23 protein-coding genes and 2 tRNA genes are annotated in these 22,029 nt (G+C 47.8%); 18 read left to right on the plus strand and 7 right to left on the minus strand.

Translation table 11 applies throughout. The features are described 5' to 3' along the window. Positions 1 to 3 precede the first annotated feature (3 nt). A complete protein-coding gene (locus BM334_RS03215; protein ID WP_092837816.1) occupies positions 4 to 273 on the minus strand; it encodes a helix-turn-helix domain-containing protein in 270 nt (89 codons plus the stop codon). A 111-nt stretch (positions 274 to 384) separates the two neighbouring features. Here BM334_RS03215 and BM334_RS03220 point away from each other — a divergent pair, with 111 nt between their 5' ends. Beyond that, positions 385 to 900: a helix-turn-helix domain-containing protein gene (locus tag BM334_RS03220; RefSeq protein WP_126801815.1), complete on the plus strand. Its 516-nt coding sequence runs from the start codon at positions 385 to 387 to the stop codon at positions 898 to 900. 11 nt (positions 901 to 911) lie between these two features. On the opposite strand, the gene yhbY is transcribed toward BM334_RS03220, so the two are convergent. Then, the gene (yhbY, locus tag BM334_RS03225) at positions 912 to 1,220 is read right to left on the minus strand and encodes a ribosome assembly RNA-binding protein YhbY (RefSeq protein WP_092837822.1); all 309 of its coding nucleotides are present in this window, start codon (positions 1,218 to 1,220) and stop codon (positions 912 to 914) included. A gap of 80 nt (positions 1,221 to 1,300) precedes the next feature. Between yhbY and rlmE the strand changes: the two genes are divergently transcribed. The 17 genes from rlmE to BM334_RS03310 all read left to right on the plus strand — a co-directional run bounded on the left by rlmE (position 1,301) and on the right by BM334_RS03310 (position 18,409). Then, the gene (gene rlmE, locus BM334_RS03230) at positions 1,301 to 1,927 is read left to right on the plus strand and encodes a 23S rRNA (uridine(2552)-2'-O)-methyltransferase RlmE (protein ID WP_092837825.1); all 627 of its coding nucleotides are present in this window, start codon (positions 1,301 to 1,303) and stop codon (positions 1,925 to 1,927) included. A gap of 45 nt (positions 1,928 to 1,972) precedes the next feature. Next, complete coding sequence (gene ftsH, locus BM334_RS03235; protein WP_275069332.1) at positions 1,973 to 3,895, plus strand: ATP-dependent zinc metalloprotease FtsH; 1,923 nt, start codon at positions 1,973 to 1,975, stop codon at positions 3,893 to 3,895. 84 nt (positions 3,896 to 3,979) lie between these two features. Beyond that, positions 3,980 to 4,798: a dihydropteroate synthase gene (gene folP, locus BM334_RS03240; RefSeq protein WP_143119030.1), complete on the plus strand. Its 819-nt coding sequence runs from the start codon at positions 3,980 to 3,982 to the stop codon at positions 4,796 to 4,798. Then, positions 4,795 to 6,135 (plus strand): phosphoglucosamine mutase, encoded by a 1,341-nt coding sequence (gene glmM, locus BM334_RS03245; RefSeq protein WP_092837831.1) that lies wholly within the window; start codon positions 4,795 to 4,797, stop codon positions 6,133 to 6,135. Before folP ends, glmM begins: the two co-directional genes overlap by 4 nt. 101 nt (positions 6,136 to 6,236) lie before the next feature. Continuing rightward, positions 6,237 to 6,998: a triose-phosphate isomerase gene (tpiA, locus tag BM334_RS03250; protein WP_092837833.1), complete on the plus strand. Its 762-nt coding sequence runs from the start codon at positions 6,237 to 6,239 to the stop codon at positions 6,996 to 6,998. Between the two features lie 3 nt (positions 6,999 to 7,001). Beyond that, complete coding sequence (gene secG, locus BM334_RS03255) at positions 7,002 to 7,328, plus strand: preprotein translocase subunit SecG (RefSeq protein WP_092837836.1); 327 nt, start codon at positions 7,002 to 7,004, stop codon at positions 7,326 to 7,328. An 8-nt stretch (positions 7,329 to 7,336) separates the two neighbouring features. After that, a tRNA-Leu gene (locus tag BM334_RS03260) sits at positions 7,337 to 7,421 on the plus strand. 66 nt (positions 7,422 to 7,487) lie between these two features. Then, a tRNA-Met gene (locus BM334_RS03265) sits at positions 7,488 to 7,564 on the plus strand. A 160-nt stretch (positions 7,565 to 7,724) separates the two neighbouring features. Continuing rightward, the gene (gene rimP, locus BM334_RS03270; protein ID WP_092837838.1) at positions 7,725 to 8,183 is read left to right on the plus strand and encodes a ribosome maturation factor RimP; all 459 of its coding nucleotides are present in this window, start codon (positions 7,725 to 7,727) and stop codon (positions 8,181 to 8,183) included. A gap of 24 nt (positions 8,184 to 8,207) precedes the next feature. Further along, entirely contained in the window at positions 8,208 to 9,707 is a 1,500-nt protein-coding gene (gene nusA / locus BM334_RS03275) for a transcription termination factor NusA (RefSeq protein WP_092837841.1), read from the plus strand. A gap of 23 nt (positions 9,708 to 9,730) precedes the next feature. Continuing rightward, positions 9,731 to 12,403, plus strand: coding sequence for a translation initiation factor IF-2 (gene infB, locus BM334_RS03280; protein WP_092837844.1), 2,673 nt, complete (start codon positions 9,731 to 9,733; stop codon positions 12,401 to 12,403). Positions 12,404 to 12,409: 6 nt separating this feature from the next. Beyond that, positions 12,410 to 12,826: a 30S ribosome-binding factor RbfA gene (gene rbfA, locus BM334_RS03285; protein WP_092837847.1), complete on the plus strand. Its 417-nt coding sequence runs from the start codon at positions 12,410 to 12,412 to the stop codon at positions 12,824 to 12,826. Next, on the plus strand, positions 12,826 to 13,779 hold the full coding sequence (gene truB, locus BM334_RS03290; protein ID WP_092837850.1) for a tRNA pseudouridine(55) synthase TruB: 954 nt from the start codon (positions 12,826 to 12,828) through the stop codon (positions 13,777 to 13,779). The genes rbfA and truB overlap by 1 nt, the downstream gene beginning before the upstream one ends. Positions 13,780 to 13,901: 122 nt before the next feature. Beyond that, positions 13,902 to 14,171 carry a 30S ribosomal protein S15 gene (rpsO, locus tag BM334_RS03295; RefSeq protein WP_092837853.1) on the plus strand — a complete coding sequence of 90 codons (270 nt, stop codon included), beginning with the start codon at positions 13,902 to 13,904 and terminating at the stop codon, positions 14,169 to 14,171. Between the two features lie 177 nt (positions 14,172 to 14,348). After that, complete coding sequence (pnp, locus tag BM334_RS03300; RefSeq protein ID WP_092837856.1) at positions 14,349 to 16,502, plus strand: polyribonucleotide nucleotidyltransferase; 2,154 nt, start codon at positions 14,349 to 14,351, stop codon at positions 16,500 to 16,502. Positions 16,503 to 16,615: 113 nt separating this feature from the next. Continuing rightward, positions 16,616 to 17,515, plus strand: coding sequence for a lipoprotein NlpI (nlpI, locus tag BM334_RS03305; RefSeq protein WP_092837858.1), 900 nt, complete (start codon positions 16,616 to 16,618; stop codon positions 17,513 to 17,515). 18 nt (positions 17,516 to 17,533) lie between these two features. Next, complete coding sequence (locus BM334_RS03310; protein ID WP_092837861.1) at positions 17,534 to 18,409, plus strand: hypothetical protein; 876 nt, start codon at positions 17,534 to 17,536, stop codon at positions 18,407 to 18,409. On the opposite strand, the gene BM334_RS03315 is transcribed toward BM334_RS03310, so the two are convergent. From BM334_RS03315 to BM334_RS03335, 5 genes are all read right to left on the minus strand, one after another. Continuing rightward, on the minus strand, positions 18,406 to 18,819 hold the full coding sequence (locus BM334_RS03315) for an MAPEG family protein (protein ID WP_092837864.1): 414 nt from the start codon (positions 18,817 to 18,819) through the stop codon (positions 18,406 to 18,408). The two genes, BM334_RS03310 and BM334_RS03315, sit on opposite strands and share 4 nt — an antisense overlap. A gap of 22 nt (positions 18,820 to 18,841) precedes the next feature. Further along, the gene (gene lipA / locus BM334_RS03320) at positions 18,842 to 19,807 is read right to left on the minus strand and encodes a lipoyl synthase (RefSeq protein WP_092837867.1); all 966 of its coding nucleotides are present in this window, start codon (positions 19,805 to 19,807) and stop codon (positions 18,842 to 18,844) included. Continuing rightward, positions 19,791 to 20,456 carry a lipoyl(octanoyl) transferase LipB gene (gene lipB, locus BM334_RS03325; RefSeq protein WP_092837870.1) on the minus strand — a complete coding sequence of 222 codons (666 nt, stop codon included), beginning with the start codon at positions 20,454 to 20,456 and terminating at the stop codon, positions 19,791 to 19,793. The genes lipA and lipB overlap by 17 nt, the downstream gene beginning before the upstream one ends. Then, entirely contained in the window at positions 20,446 to 20,712 is a 267-nt protein-coding gene (gene ybeD, locus BM334_RS03330; RefSeq protein WP_055438264.1) for a DUF493 family protein YbeD, read from the minus strand. Before ybeD ends, lipB begins: the two co-directional genes overlap by 11 nt. 108 nt (positions 20,713 to 20,820) lie before the next feature. After that, entirely contained in the window at positions 20,821 to 21,987 is a 1,167-nt protein-coding gene (locus tag BM334_RS03335; protein ID WP_092837873.1) for a D-alanyl-D-alanine carboxypeptidase family protein, read from the minus strand. Positions 21,988 to 22,029 lie beyond the last annotated feature (42 nt).

A 22,029-nucleotide genomic window follows, 5' to 3' on the forward strand; every position in this document is an offset into this window, starting at 1 on the left:
GCTTTAACCTTTCAACAGCGCGACGAGTTCGCGCTGTTTTTGTTTGCGCTGCTCAGGGGTTATCGGTTTATGGTGATAGGCCTCAATGTCAGGAAAAACCTCTTCAATTTCGCGCTCAATGGCTTTGGCTAGTGCAACCGCCACGGCTTGTGAGCGCGCTTTCCGCGATGCGACTTTAGAAACTAGCGATGGGCTTTTACCTAATACTTCAGCGATCATGCTGAAATCAAAGCCGCGTCGCATTAATTCCTTTTTGATTTGTTGACTATCCATCAGGTATAGTTATTCCTGTTCAGGTTAAGTGAATTGCGAGTTCACTTTTGATTCTAAAATTAACTCAAATGGCAGATATTTGTGTCATTTGACGCAAAAGTAAATAAAAACATGTCAAATGACACGAGCAAGCTAAATAAACCACAAGCATCAGGTAAAATCAACTGTGCATTACCTGATCTAGAAACCTGTATGCAACGGTTAGCGGTTATCTCTAAGCAGACATCGGCTAGCGCTATCATGCGTTGGTTGGGTCTTCCAGAGGCGACGCATAGCAATTGGAAACGGCGAAATTCGATTAATTATGATCGGGTTATTGAAGGTTTGCTGCGACAAGGTGTGTCGCTTGATTGGTTTTTTGCACCGGCGGTTTATCTGCGTTACCCAAATGTGAGCTCAATTGTCACTGAGCAAGATGCCGACTATGAGGTGCCTGCAGAGTTTGATGCAATGCTGAAAGCGCTGGACGTTGTCGAACCCATTATGCAGCAGTATGGTGTGCTCATGACCGAGAGTAATCGTAAGCTGATGACAGAACTGTTTTTTAAGCGTCGTGGCGAGGGCGTCGTACTAGAAACTGCGCTGCACCAAGTCGCAAAGGCGTTGGCAACAGCGCAAGCAAAATAACTAACTGACAACTATTGGCGCGGAAGCTGAATCTTCTGCGCGTTACTTGGTTTGTATAAGGTTAAAATTTTACCGACAACTTGCACTTTGGTTGCAGCTGTGTGAGCTAGAATTGTCGCATAAATTTGCTCGCGCAGCTCACGATCTTCATCAGGCACTTTCACTTTAATGAGTTCATGGTGCTCTAGTGCCAGCTCAATTTCTGCCATGACCCCTTCCGTTAAGCCATTTGCACCCAGCAGAACAACTGGTTTTAGCGAATGAGCAAGTGATTTTAAGTGCTGTTTTTGTTTATTGCTTAAGGTTACGGCGTTTGCCATGTAATATATCCCATCAATGACTTGAATTTACGATATTGTACCGCCATCTAGGTGGAAGAAGCCAGTTTGGTAAGAGAATCATGACGAAAAAACGCTCGGCTAGCAGTAAACGCTGGCTCCAAGAACACTTTAGTGATCATTATGTGCAAAAAGCGCAAAAAAAGGGCTATCGCTCACGCGCGGTGTTTAAGATTGAAGAAATACAGCAAAAAGACCGCATATTAAAGCAGAGTCAAACCGTGGTCGACTTAGGCGCAGCGCCTGGTGGGTGGTCACAATTTGTGGTTGACAACTTGCAGGGCAACTGCGAAGTCATCGCTTGTGATATTTTACCGATGGACCCAATCGCTGGGGTCGATTTCCTAGAAGGCGACTTTCGTGATGAAGCCGTTTTGGATGCGTTGTTGACCCGAATTGGCGGTAAAAACGTAGATGTAGTGTTGTCCGACATGGCACCAAACATGAGTGGTAACGACAATGTGGATCAGCCACGAGCCATGTATCTGGTTGAATTAGCACTAGATATGTGTCATCAAGTATTGAAACCAAACGGCACTTTTGTCGTCAAAGTGTTTCATGGCCAAGGTTTTGAAGAATTTTTAAAAGACGTTCGCGCGGCGTTCACTACGGTGAAAACGCGTAAGCCAGATTCGTCACGTGCACGTTCACGTGAGGTGTATCTGGTAGCGACCGGATACAAACTGTAGTACCCTGTAGGGCGTGCTACAAATGCAAACAAGAGGTAGTCAGCTTTGAGCGATATGGCAAAGAATCTCATTTTATGGTTGGTGATTGCCGTTGTATTAATGACTGTATTTAACAATTTCAGTCAAGGCGGCGGTAGTGGTCAACAGGTGGCGTACAGCCAGTTTATTAGTCAAGTACACAATGGTGGTGTGCGTAAGGCTGATATTGACGGCCGTGTGATCACCGCGCAATCGCGCACCGGTGAGCAATTCACGACAATTATTCCAACCCAGTACGATCCTAAACTGCTGGACGACTTGTTGGAAAACAACGTGGAAGTAACGGGTAAACCACCCGAAGAGCCAAGTATTTGGGCCTCGATTTTTATTTCGTGGTTCCCAATGTTGTTGCTAATTGGCGTATGGATTTTCTTCATGCGACAAATGCAGGGCGGCGGTGGTAAAGGCGCTATGTCGTTTGGCAAAAGCAAAGCGCGCCTCATGAGCGAAGATCAAATTAAAACCACCTTTGCTGATGTTGCAGGTTGTGACGAAGCGAAAGAGGAAGTGACAGAGCTGGTTGATTACCTGAAAGACCCGACACGTTTTCAACACCTTGGCGGTAAAATTCCAAAAGGTGTGTTAATGGTGGGCCCGCCAGGTACGGGTAAGACCCTGTTAGCGAAAGCCATTGCCGGTGAAGCGCGGGTACCGTTCTTTTCAATTTCTGGTTCAGACTTTGTTGAAATGTTTGTCGGTGTGGGTGCGTCACGTGTACGTGACATGTTCGAGCAAGCTAAAAAAGCAGCACCGTGTATTATCTTTATTGACGAAATTGACGCCGTAGGTCGCCAGCGTGGCGCCGGACTAGGTGGCGGTCACGATGAGCGTGAACAAACCTTGAACCAAATGTTGGTTGAAATGGACGGCTTTGAAGGCAACGAAGGTATTATCGTTATTGCCGCGACTAACCGCCCAGATGTACTCGATCCAGCCTTGCTGCGCCCAGGCCGCTTTGACCGTCAAGTGGTTGTCGGCTTGCCAGATGTGCGTGGTCGTGAACAAATTTTGAAAGTACACATGCGCAAAGTGCCGTTAGGCAAAGATGTTGATGCATCTGTTATTGCGCGTGGTACGCCTGGCTTCTCAGGCGCTGACTTAGCCAATTTGGTCAACGAAGCGGCGTTGTTTGCCGCACGTGGCAACAAGAAAGTTGTGGCGATGGAAGAGTTTGAAAAAGCCAAAGACAAAATCATGATGGGCGCTGAACGCCGCTCAATGGTGATGACCGAAGAAGAGAAAGCCATGACCGCTTATCATGAAGCGGGGCATGCAATCGTTGGTCGCTTGGTACCGGAACACGACCCAGTCTACAAGGTTTCGATTATTCCGCGTGGCCGTGCACTAGGTGTCACTATGTACTTGCCTGAGCAAGATCGTGTGAGTCACTCGAAACAGCACCTAGAGAGCATGATTTCGAGCTTATTTGGTGGTCGTCTAGCCGAACAAATTATTTACGGCGATGAAAAAGTAACCACGGGTGCGTCAAACGATATTGAACGAGCAACACAAATTGCTCGCAAAATGGTAACTCAGTGGGGCCTGTCAGAAAAAATGGGGCCGTTGTTGTACGCTGATGACGAAGGTGAAGTGTTCTTGGGCCGCTCAGTAACCCAGCACAAGCACATGTCGGACGAAACAGCACGAGCTATTGACCAAGAGATTAAGCTGTTTATTGATCGTAACTACGATCGTGCTAAGCGCATCTTGGAAGAAAACGTAGATATTTTGCACACGATGAAAGACGCATTGATGAAGTACGAAACCATTGATGCCGACCAAATTGACGATTTAATGAATCGTCGAGAGGTGCGTGAGCCGCGTGACTGGCAACGCCGCGATAAAAAGCCTGGCGATGACAATAACAACGCGGAAGGTGATCAGTCAGTATCTTCGGCGAAGCCCGCCGGTGACTCACCCGCAAGTTAATGACTAAAAAAGCCCCGTTCTGCGGGGCTTTTTTTTAATGACGAAACACAACAAGCCAAGATAATAGTTAGTGGAATGCTCAACATGAATGATTCTCGCGCAAACATTGAGGTGATGGGGATAATCAACACAACCCCAGATTCGTTTTCTGATGGTGGACGTTTTAATCAGCTTGACGCGGCCTTGCGCCAAGCAGAGCAAATGGTTAACGACGGTGTGCATTGGTTAGATGTCGGCGGTGAATCAACCCGTCCAGGTAGCTCTGGCGTATCAGCTCAAGAAGAAATTGATAGAGTCATACCATTGGTTGAGCAGTTACAGTCACGTTTTAATGTTGCGATATCGGTGGATACGTGCAAAACCGTGGTGATGGCTGAAGCGTTAAAACATAATGTGCAAATGATTAACGACATTAATGCGCTGCGCGATGAAGGAGCCGAAGCATTGTTAGCTCAGGCAGACGGCGTGAAAGTGTGCTTAATGCACATGCAAGGCGAGCCACGGACCATGCAACATGAACCTCGTTATGATGACGTGGTGGTCGAAGTGAAACAGTTTTTAACGAGCCGCGTACGGGCCTGTGAAGCTGCGGGCATACAAAAAACAAACATTTATCTCGATCCAGGCTTTGGATTTGGTAAGTCTGTCAGGCATAATTACCAGCTGCTAAAACGCTTGCAAGCGTTTCATGAATTGCAGCTACCATTGCTCGTGGGTATGTCACGTAAGTCGATGCTGGGCCAAGTTACTGATCGGCCAGTTGATGAGCGTTTAGCGGGAAGTATTGCCGCGGCAACGATTGCCGCAATGAAAGGGGCACAGATTATTCGTGTGCATGATGTCAAGGAAACGGTTGACGCAATGAAAATAGTTGCAGCAACCTTGGCGGGAGAATTCGCTTGAGTCAGCGTAAATATTTTGGCACCGATGGCGTTCGTGGACGTGTCGGTGATTTTCCGATTACACCAGATTTTGCTGTTAAACTCGGTTGGGCTGCAGGCACCGTGCTGTCTGCTAGTGGCAACCAACGTGTGTTGATTGGTAAAGACACCCGTTTATCAGGCTATATGCTTGAGTCAGCGCTTGAAGCTGGCTTACTTTCGGCGGGCGTTAGTGTGGAATTCTTAGGGCCGATGCCAACCCCTGCAGTGGCGTATTTAACACGTAATTTTCGGGCGGCAGCTGGCATTGTTATTAGTGCGTCGCATAACCCTTATTACGATAACGGCATTAAGTTTTTCTCGGATGCTGGTAGTAAGTTATCAGATAGCGTTGAAGCCGAAATTGAGCGTTTGTTAGATGAGCCAATTCGTTGTGTACCGTCTGAAAACATGGGCCGAGCAAGCCGCATAGACGACGCGCCAGGGCGTTACATTGAGTTTTGCAAAAGCGTTTTCCCAAGTGACTTGTCACTGAAGGGCATGAAAATTGTGGTGGATTGCGCCCATGGTGCTACTTACCATATTGCCCCTGATGTACTGCGCGAGCTTGGTGCTGATATTTGGGAAATGGGTACTGAACCGAACGGCGTTAACATTAATCACGAGTGCGGCGCGACTCATCTTGATGCGTTACGTGCAAAAGTTTTGGCCGAAAAAGCCGATCTTGGCTTTGCGCTTGATGGCGACGGTGACCGTTTAATGATGGTTACTGCGAGCGGGCGCGTTGTAGATGGTGATGACGTTATTTACATTCTAGCCCGTGCAGCCCAGCAGGACGGCTTATTGCAAGGCGGTATTGTCGGCACATTAATGAGTAACTTTGCGCTAGAAAAATACTTCACTGAGCGCCGTATTCCATTTGTGCGGGCCAAAGTAGGCGACCGTTACGTTATGGAAGAGCTAGTGAAACGCGACTGGCGTATTGGCGGCGAAAACTCAGGCCATTTAATCAATCGTCAATTTCACAGTACCGGCGACGGCATTATCGCAGGGTTGCAAGTACTTACCGCCATGCAACGCGAAGAACGCACTCTAGATGAACTGTTAGCGGAGTTTGTTAAGTACCCCCAAGCTTTGGTCAACGTACGTTTCAACGCTGGTGATAATCCGCTAGAAGCGGACAACGTGAAAGCCGTCGTTGCAGAAGTTGAACAAGCTCTAGGCAACAACGGTCGCGTGTTGTTACGCAAGTCGGGCACCGAGCCATTAATTCGAGTCATGGTTGAGGGTAAAGACGCGAAAGTGGTGCAAAAATTTGCCGAAGAAATTGCTAGCGAAGTGGAAGCGGTTAGTAATTAACCAGTAAGCTGATTTTCAGTAATAAATTCCATCTCGACAGCTTGTAACTTGCGGCGAGGTTATGTAATATCTCGCCGCTCTCAACGAAGTCAGAGGTTTAGATGCAACGCCAACCGTTAGTTATAGCTAACTGGAAAATGAACGGCGACCGTCACTTGGTCGCAAGCATGGCCGAAGCTTTGCGAGAAAGCGCTGCGAAGCACCCACAAGTTGATGTTGTGGTTTGTCCGCCAGCGGTGTTATTACCAGCATGGCAGCAAGCCGCGTTTTACGACAATTTGAAACTAGGTTGTCAAGACGTCAACGAGCATGGCCACGGTGCGCACACTGGTGAACACAGCGTTGCACTGGTGCAGGAAGCAGGTGTTAGTGTGGCCTTAGTGGGCCATTCCGAACGTCGCCAGTTTTATGGGGATACCGCTGAGCGTATTGCTGCTAAAGTAAATACTTTGCAGGCAAGCGGCATGACCGTGGTACTCTGTGTTGGCGAAAGCGCCCAGCAGCGAGAGCAAGAGCAAACCTTCGTTGTGGTAGCTCAACAGTTACACGATGCGCTGCAGCATGTTGAACAATGCAGCAACCTAGTTATCGCTTATGAGCCAGTTTGGGCTATCGGTACAGGGTTAACCGCGTCACCCGGACAAGCGCAAGAAGTTCATGCGTTTATTCGTAACTGGTTAAGTGACAAATTTGGGCCTGCAGGCGCCAACCTACAACTATTGTATGGTGGCAGTGTGAAGGCTGATAACGCCGAGCAATTATTTGCTCAGGCTGATATTGATGGTGGTTTGATAGGCGGAGCAAGCCTGGTGCCTGAGCAGTTCGTCGCCATTTGCAACGCAGCACAAACCCGGAGTAAGTAAGCTATGTACGAAATTTTATTGATTGCCTACTTAATTATCGCGCTTATCCTGATTGGTTTTATCATGATCCAACAAGGCAAAGGTGCTGATATGGGCGCATCGTTTGGTGCTGGCGCATCAAACACAGTTTTTGGTTCTAGTGGTTCAGGTAATTTCCTAACCCGTACCACAGCTATCTTGGCCGTTGTGTTTTTCGTGCTGAGTTTAGTGTTGGGTAACTTGTCATCAGGTAACGGTGACACCAAAGGCAACTTTGATGAAATTGAAGTGCCAGTGGAAGAAGTTCCTACAGTACCCGCGAATGACAGCGACGTACCTGGATCAAACTAAGTTTTAAAGCGGATGTGGTGGAATTGGTAGACACGCTATCTTGAGGGGGTAGTGCTTTCGGGCGTGCGGGTTCAAGTCCCGCCATCCGCACCAAATTTAGCAACCGACCACGGTTGCGGTTTCAAGTCGAAACCCGTATAATGTGGACACGTTTTCGGACGCGGGGTGGAGCAGTCTGGTAGCTCGTCGGGCTCATAACCCGAAGGTCGTAGGTTCAAATCCTGCCCCCGCAACCAATTACAAAAGGGTCCAGTGTTTTAAAAGCCCCGCAGCAGTTCGGGGCTTTTTACTATGTGACCTTTGCTGCGGCAGTTTTACGCACCTGCGTACAACTGAGAGGGCAGTCAACAACACTGGGCGATTACGCCCTTTTTTTGTTTTTAGGAGTTAGCAAACTTGGCTCGTATTGAAGACCGTTTATTTGACCTGTTAGAACCGGCTGTTGCCGCACTTGATTTCACCTTGTGGGGTGTCGAGTTCGTGCGCGCTGGAAAACACTCAACCTTGCGTGTTTATATTGACCACGACAATGGTATTAGTGTTGACGATTGTGCTGATGTTAGCCACCAGGTTAGCGCTATTTTGGATGTTGAAGACCCAATCAAAAGCGAATATTTTCTTGAAGTATCGTCACCAGGCATGGAACGGCCATTTTTTAAAGCCGCACAGTATGCTGACTATTTGGGAGAAACGGCAGCCGTTGAGCTGACCATGGCCCAACAAGGTAAGCGCAAGTTTAAAGGCGTTATTGCTGCAGTAGACGGCGATAACATTGAATTTAACGTCGATGGTGAGGCGCTGAAAGTAGCGCAAACATCTGTCAAGAAAGCTCATTTAGTTCCTCAGTTTAACTAAGGATTGCGTAGGCGAGGCAAAACAATGGCAAAAGAAATTTTATTGGTTGCAGAAGCAGTATCTAACGAAAAAGACGTTTCAAAAGAAAAAATCTTTGAAGCGCTAGAGTCTGCGCTTGCACACGCAACCAAAAAGAAATACGAAGGCGACATTGATGTTCGTGTCAGTATTAATCGCCAAACCGGTGATTTTGATACGTACCGTCGTTGGTTAGTGGTTGACGATAGTGAGCAACCACTTGAGCACCCGTACCGCGAAATTAGCTTAGCAGCGGCGCAGTATGAAGATGAGACCGTACAAGCTGGCGACTTCGTTGAAGAGCAAATTGACTCAATTGAATTTGACCGTATTACCACGCAAACGGCGAAGCAAGTTATTGTTCAAAAAGTACGTGAAGCGGAACGCGCTAAAGTGGTTGACGAATATAAAGACCAAGTAGGCGAGTTGGTGAGCGGTATTGTGAAACGCGCCACCCGTGAGCACGTTATTCTTGATTTGGGCAACAACGCCGAAGCCATTATTTACCGTGAAGACTTGTTGCCGCGTGAATCATTCCGTGCTGGCGACCGTGTGCGTGGTTTGTTGTTCGATGTTCGCCCTGAAGCGCGCGGAGCACAGTTGTTTATCAGCCGTACTCACCCAGACTTCTTGGTTGAATTGTTCCGCATTGAAGTGCCAGAAATTGGCGAAGAGATGATCGAAATTCGCGGCGCAGCGCGTGACCCAGGTTCGCGTGCGAAAATTGCTGTGAAGAGTAACGACCGTCGCATTGACCCAGTAGGCGCTTGTGTTGGTATGCGCGGTGCGCGTGTACAAGCCGTGTCTGGCGAGCTAGGTGGCGAGCGTGTTGATATCGTGTTGTGGGATGATAACCCAGCGCAATTCGTTATTAATGCCATGGCACCTGCTGAAGTCGCTTCCATTGTGGTTGATGAAGACGCCCACACCATGGATATCGCGGTAGAAGAAGGCAACTTAGCACAGGCTATCGGTAAGGCCGGCCAGAACGTACGTTTAGCCAGTCAATTAACCGGTTGGCAGTTAAATGTCATGTCAGTTGACGAATTTAATGAGAAAAACCAAGCTGAAGCACAAAAGGTGCTCGACTTGTTTACCTCGAAGCTTGGTATTGATGAAGACTTCGCAAGCGTATTGGTTGACGAAGGTTTCTCAACCTTAGAAGAAATTGCGTACGTGCCAGTGGACGAGTTACTCGACATCGAAGGCATGGACGAAGATATTGTTGAAGAATTACGTAGTCGTGCGAAAGGGGTCTTGACCACTCAAGCACTTGCCACAGAAGAGTCTCTTGAAAGCGCCGAGCCTGACGCGACGTTACTTAACCTTGAAGGGTTAGATCGTCACTTAGCTTATGTGTTTGCAAGTCGTGGCATTATCACTTTGGAAGACCTTGCTGAACAAGGCATCGACGACCTAGCCGATATTGACGAATTAACCGAAGAACGAGCAGGCGAGCTGATTATGCAAGCGCGTAATATCTGCTGGTTCGGTAATGAAGAATAAGATCAACGGGGGTACTAGAGACTATGGAAGAAGTAACGCTGGATAAACTAGCTAACGACGTCGGTACGACAGTTGATCGTTTGGTGCAACAGTTTGCGGAAGCAGGCATGAAAAAGCAGCCAGGCGACCGAGTGACTGAAGATGAAAAACAAGCCCTGTTAACGCATTTGAACAAGTCACATGGCGGTAATGGCCCTAGTGAGCCAGCCAAAATGACGTTAAAGCGTAAAGAGAAAAGCACCTTAAGCATTGGCGGCGGCCCTGGTCGCAGCAAGTCAGTGCAGGTGGAAGTACGCAAAAAACGCACCTATGTGAAACGTTCTGCGCTTGAAGAGCAGCAAAAAGCTGACCAAGAAAAAGCTGAGCAAGAGCGTTTAGCGGCGCAAGCGAAGCGTCAGGAAGAAGAAGCAAAAGCGGCTGCTGAAGCGAAAGCCAAAGCTGACGCTAAAGCGGCTGAAGAAAAAGCGAAGCAAGAAGCGGCTCGCAAAGAAAAAGAGAAAGCGAAAGCTAAAGCAGAAGCCGAAAAACGTGCGGCAATGACACCTGAAGAGCGTAAAAAAGCTGACGAAGCGAAAGCTGAAGCAGAGAAGTTGCGCAAAGCCCAGGAAGAAGAAGCACGCAAGAAAGCCGAAGCTGAAGCGGCTCGCCAAGCTGAAGAAGCACGCAAGCTTGCGGAAGAAAACGAAGCACGCTGGCAAGAAGAAGAAGCCAAGCGTAAACAAGCCGAGCAAGAAGAAGTTCACTTCACCACCTCACAAACTGCACAAGCAGCAGAAGATGAGCAAGATGAAGGTGAAGAGCGTCGTGCTCGCCGTAATAAAACCAAGCGTCGCGGCAAAGACGATGAGCGCGATGAAGCGCCACGTCGTGAGAAGCGTCGCAAGGGTTCGAAGCGGTCAACCTTGCAACATGGCTTTAATAAGCCAGCTGCGCCAGTTGAACGCGACGTTAAATTGGGCGAGACCATTACAGTTGGCGAATTAGCGAACCGTATGGCGGTAAAAGCCGGTGAAGTGATCAAAACCATGATGAAAATGGGCGAAATGGTCACGATTAACCAAGTTCTCGACCAAGAAACAGCATCGTTAGTGGTTGAAGAAATGGGCCACAAAGTAGTGCTTGTCAGCGAAAACGCGCTGGAACAAGAGATTTTGGCTGACCGTGATGAAGCGGCAAACCAAAACCAAGTCTCGCGTGCGCCAGTTGTGACCGTTATGGGTCACGTTGACCACGGTAAAACCTCGTTGTTGGACTACATTCGTAAAGCGAAAGTAGCCAAAGGCGAAGCGGGCGGTATTACTCAGCATATTGGTGCTTACCACGTTGAAACCGATCAAGGCATGATTACCTTCCTTGATACCCCAGGCCACGCGGCGTTTACGTCGATGCGTGCACGTGGTGCGAGCGCAACCGATATCGTTATTTTGGTGGTTGCAGCCGACGATGGCGTGATGCCACAAACACTTGAGGCAATTCAGCACGCGAAAGCGGCTGGTGTGCCAGTGGTGGTTGCGATTAACAAAATGGATAAGCCAGAAGCTGACCCAGATCGCGTTAAGAATGAACTTGCACAACGCGACGTTATCCCAGAAGAGTGGGGCGGTGACGTGATGTTTGTACCGGTTTCTGCCCACAGCGGTGACGGTATTGAGCAACTGCTTGAGTCGATTTTGTTGCAAGCCGAAGTACTTGATTTGAAAGCCAATGCGAGTGGCATGGCTAAAGGTATTGTGATTGAGTCTCGCTTGGACAAAGGTCGTGGCCCAGTAGCCTCTATCTTGGTTCAGGAAGGCACATTACGCCAAGGCGATATTGTTTTGTGTGGCCTTGAGTATGGTCGTATTCGTGCAATGCGCGATGAGAACGGTCAAGAAATCAAAGAAGCTGGCCCATCTATTCCGGTCGAAATTCTTGGTTTGTCTGGCGTACCACAAGCGGGTGACGAAGCAACTGCCGTTAAAGACGAGCGTAAAGCACGCGAAGTAGCGAACTATCGTCAAGGTAAATACCGTGAGGTGAAGTTAGCGAAACAGCAGAAAGCGAAGCTGGAAAACATGTTTGCAAACATGCAAGAAGGCGACGTTCAAGAGCTCAACATTGTACTGAAATCAGACGTACAGGGTTCTTTGGAAGCTATTTCTGACTCATTGATGAAGCTTTCAACTGACGAAGTGAAAGTAAACATTATTGGTAGCGGCGTTGGTGGTATTACCGAAACTGACGCGTCGTTAGCAAGCGCATCAAACGCTATTGTGGTTGGCTTTAACGTTCGTGCTGATGCGTCAGCAAAACGTTTGATTGAGCAAGACGCTGTTGATTTACGTTACTACAGCGTTATTTATGACTTGATTGACGAAGTGAAAGCAGCCATGGGCGGTATGTTAGCGCCTGAGTTTAAGCAGCAGATTATTGGTTTGGCTGAAGTACGTGACGTATTTAAGTCACCGAAGATTGGCGCCATTGCCGGCTGTATGGTTACTGAAGGCGTAGTGAAACGCTCAGCACCTATTCGAGTGTTACGTGACAACGTGGTTATCTTTGAAGGCGAGTTAGACTCATTACGCCGCTTCAAAGACGACGTACAAGAAGTTCGTAACGGCATGGAGTGTGGTATTGGCGTGAAGAACTACAACGACGTGAAAGTTGGTGACCAAATTGAAGTATTTGAAACAGTTCAAGTAGAACGGAGCTTATAATCCAATATGGCCAAAGATTTTAGCCGTACCGACCGTGTGGGTCAGCAGTATCAACGCGAAATTGCGATGATACTGCAACGTGAAATTAAAGACCCTCGTGTGTCGATGGTGACTGTGTCTGACATTGAAGTGTCACGCGACTTAGCTTATGCGAAAGTATTCGTGACTTTCTTTAATGACGAAGAAGAATACGTAAAGACCGCGTTGAAAGTATTAAACGATGCTGCAGGCTTTATTCGGTCACTGTTGGGTAAACGCGTGCGGGCGCGCATTATGCCGGAATTGCGGTTTGTGCATGACCCAAGCTTGAATGAAGGTATTCGTATGTCTCGCCTGGTGGATGAAGCGATTCGTCGTGACAGCCAACGTGGCGATAATAACGAGCCAAATACCGATAAGCAGGAAAGCAACGGAGACGATTAATGGGACGTCGTAAGTCGGGTCGCAACGTGAGCGGCGTGATTTTGTTGAACAAGCCCAGTGATATCACCTCAAACGCCGCACTTCAAACAGTGCGGCGTTTTTTTAATGCCAATAAGGCGGGCCACACGGGTGCGCTTGATCCATTGGCAACGGGGTTATTACCACTGTGTTTTGGTGAAGCGACAAAAGTATCGCATTTTGCCCTTGAGGCTGATAAAACCTACCAAGTGGTCGCTCAGTTAGGTGCGCGAACCACCACCAGTGACGCCGAAGGCGAAGTGGTTGAGCGCTGCACGAATGAGCAACTCGGCGAAGTAACGCGGGAGAGAATTGAGCAAGCCATTATTCACTTTACCGGTGAGCAAGAGCAGTCGCCATCCATGTTCTCAGCCCTCAAGCATGAGGGCAGACCGTTATATTGGTATGCTCGGCAAGGCATTGAAGTACCACGGAAAACGCGCACAATTGTTATTCGTCACATTGAGTTTATTGACTGGCGTGAACATCAATTAACGCTGGAAGTGACTTGCTCCAAAGGCACTTATATTCGTACCTTAATTGACGACATGGGGCAGTTTTTGGGCTGTGGTGCTTATGTTGAAAAGCTGCATCGCACCTGGATTGAAGGTGTTGAAGGGGCCATGTTAACGCTTGAAGAGCTAACCGCTGTGGCAGCACAAACCGACCCAGAGAACAACGATTACGCCGCCATGGATGCGCTGCTGCAAGCCAATGATAGTGTAGTACGGCAAATGCCATGGGTAACTATTGACGGTACTGACGTCGCTCGTTTCTTAAGCGGAAATCCAGTTCGCACTGCACTTGGTGAGCATAACCCAGAACACCCAATACGGGTATTGCGTGCGCATGATCAGCAATTTTTAGGTATTGGCGTATGGCGTGATGGGCAACTGGCGCCCAAGCGAGTGGTGAACCTCAGCGACGCCAACTAGTCAATCCATTTTTAGCAAGCTAGCGTTGCGTTTAGGCGCTTTGGCGCGTATAATCCACAGCGATTTCGTTGGTGCTGAATTAGTGATTGGCACCAGCATCTTTAAACAATCAGGAGTAAGATATGTCACTAACTGCGGCACAAAAAGCGGAAATCGTTAAAGATTACGGTCAAGGCGAAAACGACACTGGTTCTCCAGAGGTTCAAGTTGCTTTGTTAACTGCAAACATTAACGAGCTGCAAAGCCACTTTAAAGAACACGCAAAAGATCACCACTCACGTCGTGGTCTGTTACGTATGGTTAGCCAACGTCGTAAATTGTTGGACTACTTAAAGCGTAAAGACAATCAGCGTTATGCAACTCTGATTGAGCGACTCGGTTTACGTCGCTAAGCACTGTTCGAGCAAAGGGGCCTGTTGTGGCCCCTTTTTTGTTTAATGGAAAGCTAAGGCGATATTGGATATTAGATATTGGATATTAGAAAAGAGAGCCGGCATTCAGCGAGTATCTAATATCTAGTAGCTAATAGCGCTTTAGAATTTAAAGAGAAAGACAAAGGAAAATATAACGTGAATCCGATTACTAAGAAATTTCAGTATGGACAGCATACAGTCACATTAGAAACAGGTGCGATGGCGCGCCAAGCAACAGCAGCAGTACTTGCTAGTATGGACGACACCACGGTTTTAGTAACCGTTGTTGCCAAAAAAGAAGCCAAAGAAGGCCAAGACTTTTTCCCATTAACAGTGAACTACCAAGAGCGTACTTACGCTGCTGGTAAAATTCCTGGTGGTTTCTTCAAGCGTGAAGGGCGTCCTTCAGAAAACGAAACCTTAACCTCGCGTTTAATCGACCGTCCAATTCGTCCGTTATTCCCTGAAGGGTTCAACAACGAAGTACAAGTTATCGCTACTGTGGTTTCTGTGAACCCACAAATTAACCCTGATATCGTTGCCTTAATTGGTACTTCAGCGGCATTAGCTATTTCTGGTACGCCTTTTGCTGGCCCAATTGGTGCAGCGCGTGTTGGTGTCTTGAACGACGAATACGTATTAAACCCAACGTTAGATGAGCTTGCTGAATCTAAACTTGATTTGGTTGTTGCAGGTACGTCAAGCGCGGTACTCATGGTTGAGTCAGAAGCACAACTGTTATCAGAAGACGCGATGCTTGGTGCTGTGGTTTATGGCCATGAGCAAATGCAAACCGTGATCAACGCAATTAACGAGTTCGCTGCAGAAGCTGGTAAAGAGAAGTGGGATTGGCAAGCACCAGCAACTAACGACGACTTGTTGAACAAAATCAAAGCATTGGCTGAGCAAGGCATTGGCGATGCGTACCGCATTACTGAAAAAGCCAAGCGTTATGAGCAAGTGGCTGCATTGAAAGCAGAAGTGACTGAGAAGTTACTTGCTGAAGACGAAACGCTGGATGCCAAAGAAATCGGCGATTTGTTCCACTCCTTAGAAAGTAAAGTGGTTCGTAGCCGTATCATTGCTGGTGAAAAACGTATTGATGGTCGTGAACCAGACATGGTTCGCGCATTACACATGGCCACTGGTGTATTACCACGTACCCACGGCTCTGCTGTGTTTACACGTGGCGAAACCCAAGCATTGGTTACCGCAACCTTGGGTACTGAGCGTGACGCGCAAATGATCGACGACTTGGCCGGTCGTACCGACAGCCGCTTTATGCTGCATTACAACTTCCCTCCTTACTGTGTGGGTGAAACCGGTATGGTTGGCTCACCAAAGCGTCGTGAAATTGGTCACGGTCGTTTGGCGAAGCGTGGCGTGCAGGCGGTTATGCCTTCACAAGACGAATTCCCGTACACCATTCGTGTGGTTTCTGAAATTACTGAATCAAACGGCTCAAGCTCAATGGCTTCAGTATGTGGTGCGTCATTAGCGTTAATGGACGCTGGTGTACCTATTAAATCATCAGTAGCCGGTATTGCTATGGGCTTGGTGAAAGAAGGCGACAACTTTGTTGTACTTTCTGACATTTTGGGTGACGAAGATCACTTAGGCGACATGGACTTTAAAGTAGCGGGTAGCGTTGACGGTGTGACTGCATTGCAGATGGACATCAAAATTGACGGTATTACTCGTGAAATTATGGAAATTGCTTTAGCCCAAGCAAAAGCAGCGCGTTTGCACATTTTGAACGTGATGGACGAAGCCTTAGGCGGCGCACGTACTGAACTGTCAAACTACGCACCACGTTACACCACAATCAAAATCAACCCTGATAAGATTCGTGATGTGATTGGTAAAGGTGGCGCGGTTATTCGTGAACTTACCGAAAGCACCAACACCAACATCGAAATTAACGATGACGGCACTGTGCGCATTGCTGCCACTGACCAAGAGTCAGCAGATGCTGCAATTGCACGTATTGAAGAGTTGACCGCTGAAGTTGAAGTGGGTCGTATTTATCAGGGTAAAGTAGCGCGTATCGTTGATTTCGGTGCGTTTGTGACTATTTTGCCAGGTAAAGACGGTTTAGTGCATATTTCACAAATTGCTGAAGAGCGCGTGAACGACGTCAACGAATACTTGAAGGTTGGTGATGTAGTACCTGTTAAGGTACTTGAAATTGACCGTCAAGGCCGTGTGCGTTTGAGTATGAAAGATGCAGCTGAAAAGCCAGCGGAAGCAGCACCTGCTAAAGAAGCGAAGGCTGCTGAAGCTAACGCGGACGACGAAGCGAACAGCTAAGCAGTTTTACAGCTTTTTAATAAAGCCGCGGTCAGGAAACTGATCGCGGCTTTCGTTTTTCTGGCGATTGTGCGGTATGATGTAGGCATATTGTAAACAACAAGGTAGTGTTCATGAATCTTCGTTTCGCGGTGGCGATTATAATTGCAGTGTCACTATCGGCATGTGCGACAACACAAACAGGCAAAGATAACTCCGTTCTTAATAATTTGTTGGTGGTGACGCCACAGGCGCCAGATTCGCGCTATCAACTTGAAATTGCCAAGCTAAACGAAATACTTACCAGCCAAATGGAACTTGAGGATCAAAGTTACGCTGAGTTGTTGTATCGCCGAGGCTCGCTATACGATGCCTTGGGGTTAACCACGCTAGCGCGCATTGATATGAACCATGCCATTGAATACAACCCACGATTAACTGGCGCTTATTATCATTTAGCCATTCAGTACACCGCCATTGGCGAATTTGCGTACGCGTATGAGCTCTATGACGCGGTGCTAGAGCTTGAGCCTGAACATGAGTATGCACGTTTAAGCCGCGGTATTAATGCTTATTACGATGGTAGCATCAAGTATGCTATTGACGACTTACACGGGCACATGCAAGTACAGCCAGGCGACCCATATAGAACGCTTTGGCTGTATTTGGCCGAAGTGGAACACGACGCAGAAGCCGCTCGTTTAGCGCTAGCACAGCGTCGTGTTCAGCACGGTAATGAAGCATGGGGCTGGAAGTTAATCGATTTATTGCTCGGCGTGGTTTCAGAACAGACTTTTCTGACTCAGCTGGCGTTGAAAGATTTAGCCGAAGATGAAACCTTGGTGGAACGCATGTGCGAGACTTATTTTTATTTAGGTAAACAGAAGCAGCTTGAAGGTGACTTTAAAGCAGCCGCGGTTTATTTCCGTATGGCCATGAATACTAACGTTCACTTGTTTGTCGAGCATCGTTTTGCCAAGGTCGAATTAGAACGCACCGAGCAAGCGTTGGCTCGTGAGCCGGACACAAACTAAGCGGTTGCGGTATTAGGCATGTTGCGATGGCTTGTAGTAGCAAGTATTTGCCTGTTGGCAAGCTTTAGCGGGCAGGCAATGGGCGCGGGAAACTCTTCGTCGGCAGGGCTAGCGAAATACCGCTTATATACGCCGGCAATATGGCACGCAGTTAATACCTTACCGCAGCAACAATGCGGAGTGGTGCAAGTAATCCAGATATTTGTGCCAAAGCAACATCAACAGCTGTTATTGGCCGAGCTGAGCGCTTGGCACCGCCACCCACTTGCTGCGCACATGAATTGTTTCATTATTGAGACCTTTGATGTCGAGCAACTTAGTTGTGAGCACCAAGGTACGCGTGGTCGTGCAGACTGCCACCTTACCGGAAGAAAGCAGAATAAAGGTGTTCGCGAGATTATCTTTGTACCAAGTCATTACGGCATTGCTTTTAATGATACCCAGCGCGTTGTGTTGCCAGTGTCGGCGTCACTTGAGTTATTTGCGCATGAAGTTGCGCACTGGCTAGGTTTCGCGGACGAATATGCGATGCCGCAAGAGCTTGCCGAAGCGTTTTGTTCAGGTCGTTATGATCATGCAAGTTTGAACGTTGTGGTAACCGAGCAAACTATCATGTCCGAATCAGAACTCATTGCTTTATGGCGGCGTTTACCGTGGCGTCATGCTGTTGAGAGTTGGCAATATTTAGGAAGTAAACAAGCTGATGGCAGTTGGAAATTAGGGTCGACTACGGCGCACGCAGCGAGTCACCACGTGGGACTATTTGCTGCGCAAACGTGTGAAGCAACCAGTCATTACGCATGGCGACCCGTCAATCGATTTACGCCAATGCAGTACTTTGACGTGGCGGAATGGCCGACCGTGTATCTTGAAATGTTACAGCGAGCTAATTAAAGAGCAGCGCCGTTGCCCGAAAGGGCAATCGCAGTTTGAGCAATCATCAATACCGGACATAAGAAAGCGAACAACCAAGCTAAGCTTCTTAGTTTATCCCAGTTAACCAAGTAAAACACATGATAGGTGACACGCAAGCCAATAAAGCTTATCGCCAAAATTTGATTCAATTCGGTGACTTGATTGGTTGCAATAACCAACAAAATTGCCGCGGCGAATAAGCTAAAGGCTTCATACGCGTTATAGTGGCCGGCCACTGCACGAGCGCCGGCACCGGTTAGACGTTGTTGCTGAGCACGAGGGTGGCGATTATCATAGCCTTTGTCGCGATTTTGAAAGTAAACCACAGGCGCTTTGGCGGCAATCGGTAATACCCCTGCAATAAGTAGACACCAAATTAGCGTGCTCATGTGCTCAGCCTCGTTTGTTATGTTATTTAACTTCTTTACCAGCGGCTTGCATGTCAGCATGGTATGAAGAGCGAACTAACGGCCCTGAAGCAATGTGCGTGAAGCCCATTTTTTCACCTTCTTCGCGGAACATGTCAAATTCTGCAGGCGTGACATAGCGTGTCACCGGAAGGTGATGACGACTTGGCTGTAAATATTGACCAATGGTTAACATGTCCACATTGTGGGCTCGTAAGTCACGCATCACTTCCAAAATTTCTTCGTTAGTTTCGCCTAAGCCAACCATTAAGCCGGATTTAGTGCGCACATCTGGGCGCTCTTCTTTGTAACGCTTCAAGAGGTCAAGCGACCATTGATAGTTTGCGCCAGGGCGAGCCGCTTTGTACATACGCGGCACGGTTTCAAGGTTATGGTTGAATACATCAGGTGCTTCATCCGACAAAATGTCAAGAGCGACTTCCATGCGACCACGGAAATCAGGGACCAAGACTTCAACTTGAATGCCTGGGCTTTGTGCACGAATTTCACGAATACAATCGGCAAAGTGCTGAGCACCACCGTCACGTAAGTCATCGCGGTCAACCGAAGTCACAACCACGTATTTTACTTTCATGTCGCGAATAGTCGCACCAAGTTTAACGGCTTCTTCTGGATCAACGGGTAGAGGACGGCCATGCGCCACGTCACAGAACGGACAACGACGGGTACAAATAGCACCCAAAATCATAAAGGTAGCCGTACCATGGTTAAAGCATTCAGCCAAGTTGGGGCACGACGCTTCTTCACACACCGAATGCAGCCCGTGCTTGCGCATAGCTTGCTTAATTTCGTCAATACGTTGCGTTGATGCCGGTAACTTAACTTTCAGCCATTCTGGCTTACGCAGCATCTGGTCACGTTCAGTTGGGACAATCTTGACTGGAATTAACGCCATTTTGTCGGCGTCGCGTAGTTTAACTCCAGGTTCAACTCTAACTGGCTTGGACATAATCTTTTGCGAATCCTGTTTCTTCGGTCGTGTGTTCGTAACCCAATAGCTTAGCGAAGATTTGAGTTACCTGCTGTGCCGCTTCGTTGACGCTAGGCGGACCATTAAGATCTTTGCATTGCACCATTTGCATGCCGGCATAACCGCATGGATTTATGCGCAGAAATGGCGACAGATCCATATCGACATTCAAGGCTAAACCGTGAAATGAACAGCCTTTTCGAATACGTAAACCAAGCGAACAAAGTTTACTTCCGTTGACATACACACCTGGTGCATCAGGACGAGCTGCAGCTTCAACGCCATAGTCTGCCATCATGGCAACGATCGTATCTTCAATGGCATTCACTAGTTGACGTACGCCCATTTTCTTACGGCGAATATCGAGCAAGAAGTATACCACGAGTTGGCCTGGGCCGTGGTAGGTGACTTGCCCACCGCGATCAACTTTTACGATTGGAATATCGCCTGGCGCAAGAATATGTTCTTCTTTGCCAGCTTGGCCTTGAGTAAACACAGGGTCATGCTCGAGCACCCACAGCTCGTCGGTGGTGTGTTCATCACGATTATCGGTAAAGTTTTGCATGGCCGTCCACACCGGTTCATACGGTTGACGGCCAAGATGCCGAATGATCAACTTAGAGGACATAGCGAACTTCTTCGATGTCGGATAATGCCCGATACAAAGTTTCAATATGCGCTTGGCTGGTCACCTGAATTTGAATAGATACCGAGTGGTAATTGCCTTTACTACTTGGTTTCACGGTTGGTGAATAATCGCCAGGAGCGTGTTGCTGTGCAACAGCAACGACTGAGTCTGGCAATTCTGGTGTCGCTACACCCATAACTTTAAAGGTAAAGTGGCATGGGAACTCGACCAGTTCATCAAAGCGTGTTTTTTGCATGCTTTTACTCCTGAAAAAGGTCTCTAACGAGGCGCCTAAAGGGTTCTCATGACAGTGTTGCATAAGAGCCCGTGATCGAATGCCGACGATTATATCACAACTGTTATGTTAGGACTCGCTACTAAATTTTTGTTTTGCCCAGTCCATAAAGCGTTTGAAAACGCCGCCTTGTTCAACACTATTTAATGTGACTAATGGATAGCTGGCGATATCTTTACCGTCAAGTTGCAGGTATACCGTACCAACTTGAGTACCCTTAGCGATTGGGGCTTCTAGAGTTTGGCTAAGTTCAAAATTCGCTTTTAAATTGCTACGCTGACCTTTTGGCAAGGTAATTACCACAGGTTCAGTCACGCCCAAGGCAACCGTGTCTTGTTCGCCACCCCAAATGCGATGATCAACGAAGCTTTCACCGGCTTGATACGCAGTAACGGTTTCATAATAACGGAAGCCATAATTTAATAACTTCTTACTTTCAACTTTGCGCGCTTGCTCGCTTGATGTGCCCATAACAACAGCAATCAAACGGGTATCGCCTTCGGTAGCCGATGAAACCAGGCTGTAGCCGGCTTCTTCTGTATGGCCAGTTTTAATGCCGTCAACATTCATGCTGCGATCCCACAGCAATGAGTTACGGTTGTACTGTTTGATGTTATTAAACGTAAAAGATTTTTCTGCATACAGCGCATATTCTTCAGGAACATCACGAATTAACGCTCGGGCCAATGTCGCCATGTCGCGCGGCGAACTATATTGGTCAGGATCTGAAAGACCATGACTGTTGGCAAAACTAGAATTAGTCATACCTAGCTCAGCAGCATAGGTATTCATTAGGTCTGCAAAAGCGCCTTCGCTACCAGCAATATGCTCAGCCATGGCAACACAGGCATCATTGCCTGAAGACACCACAATACCCATGTTTAAGTCAGCGACGGAAACTTCTTTGCCGACTTCAATAAACATTTTAGACGACTCAGGAAAGTTTTTTGCCCAAGCGTTTTCACTTATCGTCACCATGTCGCTATTGCTAATGCGACCGGCTTGCATTTCACGGCCGATAATATAACTGGTCATCATTTTGGTCAGACTAGCAGGCGCTAACGCTTCGTCTTCATTGCCGGCGGTAATAACGTGGCCGGTTTTGTAGTCGATTAAAATATAACCCTTGGCGTTAATGGTTGGTGCTGGTGGAACAATATTTGCCTGAGCAACTGCGGTTAAAGCGGCAGCAGTAAAGGCAATAGTGCGAACAAAAAGACTCAGTACACGACGCATGATACTTATTCTCTGGTTTGTATGTTTTAAGATACTGGTTTC

This window comes from Pseudidiomarina donghaiensis (assembly GCF_900116895.1).
In the GTDB taxonomy this organism is placed as follows: domain Bacteria; phylum Pseudomonadota; class Gammaproteobacteria; order Enterobacterales; family Alteromonadaceae; genus Pseudidiomarina; species Pseudidiomarina donghaiensis.

Bases quoted from the DNA above. Each gene is read 5' to 3' on its own strand.
- BM334_RS03215 (WP_092837816.1), bottom strand. From the start codon at position 273: ATGGATAGTCAACAAATCAAAAAGGAATTAATGCGACGCGGCTTTGAT.
- BM334_RS03220 (WP_126801815.1), top strand. From the start codon at position 385: ATGTCAAATGACACGAGCAAGCTAAATAAACCACAAGCATCAGGTAAA.
- yhbY (WP_092837822.1), bottom strand. From the start codon at position 1,220: ATGGCAAACGCCGTAACCTTAAGCAATAAACAAAAACAGCACTTAAAA.
- rlmE (WP_092837825.1), top strand. From the start codon at position 1,301: ATGACGAAAAAACGCTCGGCTAGCAGTAAACGCTGGCTCCAAGAACAC.
- folP (WP_143119030.1), top strand. From the start codon at position 3,980: ATGAATGATTCTCGCGCAAACATTGAGGTGATGGGGATAATCAACACA.
- tpiA (WP_092837833.1), top strand. From the start codon at position 6,237: ATGCAACGCCAACCGTTAGTTATAGCTAACTGGAAAATGAACGGCGAC.
- secG (WP_092837836.1), top strand. From the start codon at position 7,002: ATGTACGAAATTTTATTGATTGCCTACTTAATTATCGCGCTTATCCTG.
- nusA (WP_092837841.1), top strand. From the start codon at position 8,208: ATGGCAAAAGAAATTTTATTGGTTGCAGAAGCAGTATCTAACGAAAAA.
- infB (WP_092837844.1), top strand. From the start codon at position 9,731: ATGGAAGAAGTAACGCTGGATAAACTAGCTAACGACGTCGGTACGACA.
- rbfA (WP_092837847.1), top strand. From the start codon at position 12,410: ATGGCCAAAGATTTTAGCCGTACCGACCGTGTGGGTCAGCAGTATCAA.
- truB (WP_092837850.1), top strand. From the start codon at position 12,826: ATGGGACGTCGTAAGTCGGGTCGCAACGTGAGCGGCGTGATTTTGTTG.
- rpsO (WP_092837853.1), top strand. From the start codon at position 13,902: ATGTCACTAACTGCGGCACAAAAAGCGGAAATCGTTAAAGATTACGGT.
- nlpI (WP_092837858.1), top strand. From the start codon at position 16,616: ATGAATCTTCGTTTCGCGGTGGCGATTATAATTGCAGTGTCACTATCG.
- BM334_RS03310 (WP_092837861.1), top strand. From the start codon at position 17,534: ATGTTGCGATGGCTTGTAGTAGCAAGTATTTGCCTGTTGGCAAGCTTT.
- BM334_RS03315 (WP_092837864.1), bottom strand. From the start codon at position 18,819: ATGAGCACGCTAATTTGGTGTCTACTTATTGCAGGGGTATTACCGATT.
- lipA (WP_092837867.1), bottom strand. From the start codon at position 19,807: ATGTCCAAGCCAGTTAGAGTTGAACCTGGAGTTAAACTACGCGACGCC.
- lipB (WP_092837870.1), bottom strand. From the start codon at position 20,456: ATGTCCTCTAAGTTGATCATTCGGCATCTTGGCCGTCAACCGTATGAA.
- ybeD (WP_055438264.1), bottom strand. From the start codon at position 20,712: ATGCAAAAAACACGCTTTGATGAACTGGTCGAGTTCCCATGCCACTTT.
- BM334_RS03335 (WP_092837873.1), bottom strand. From the start codon at position 21,987: ATGCGTCGTGTACTGAGTCTTTTTGTTCGCACTATTGCCTTTACTGCT.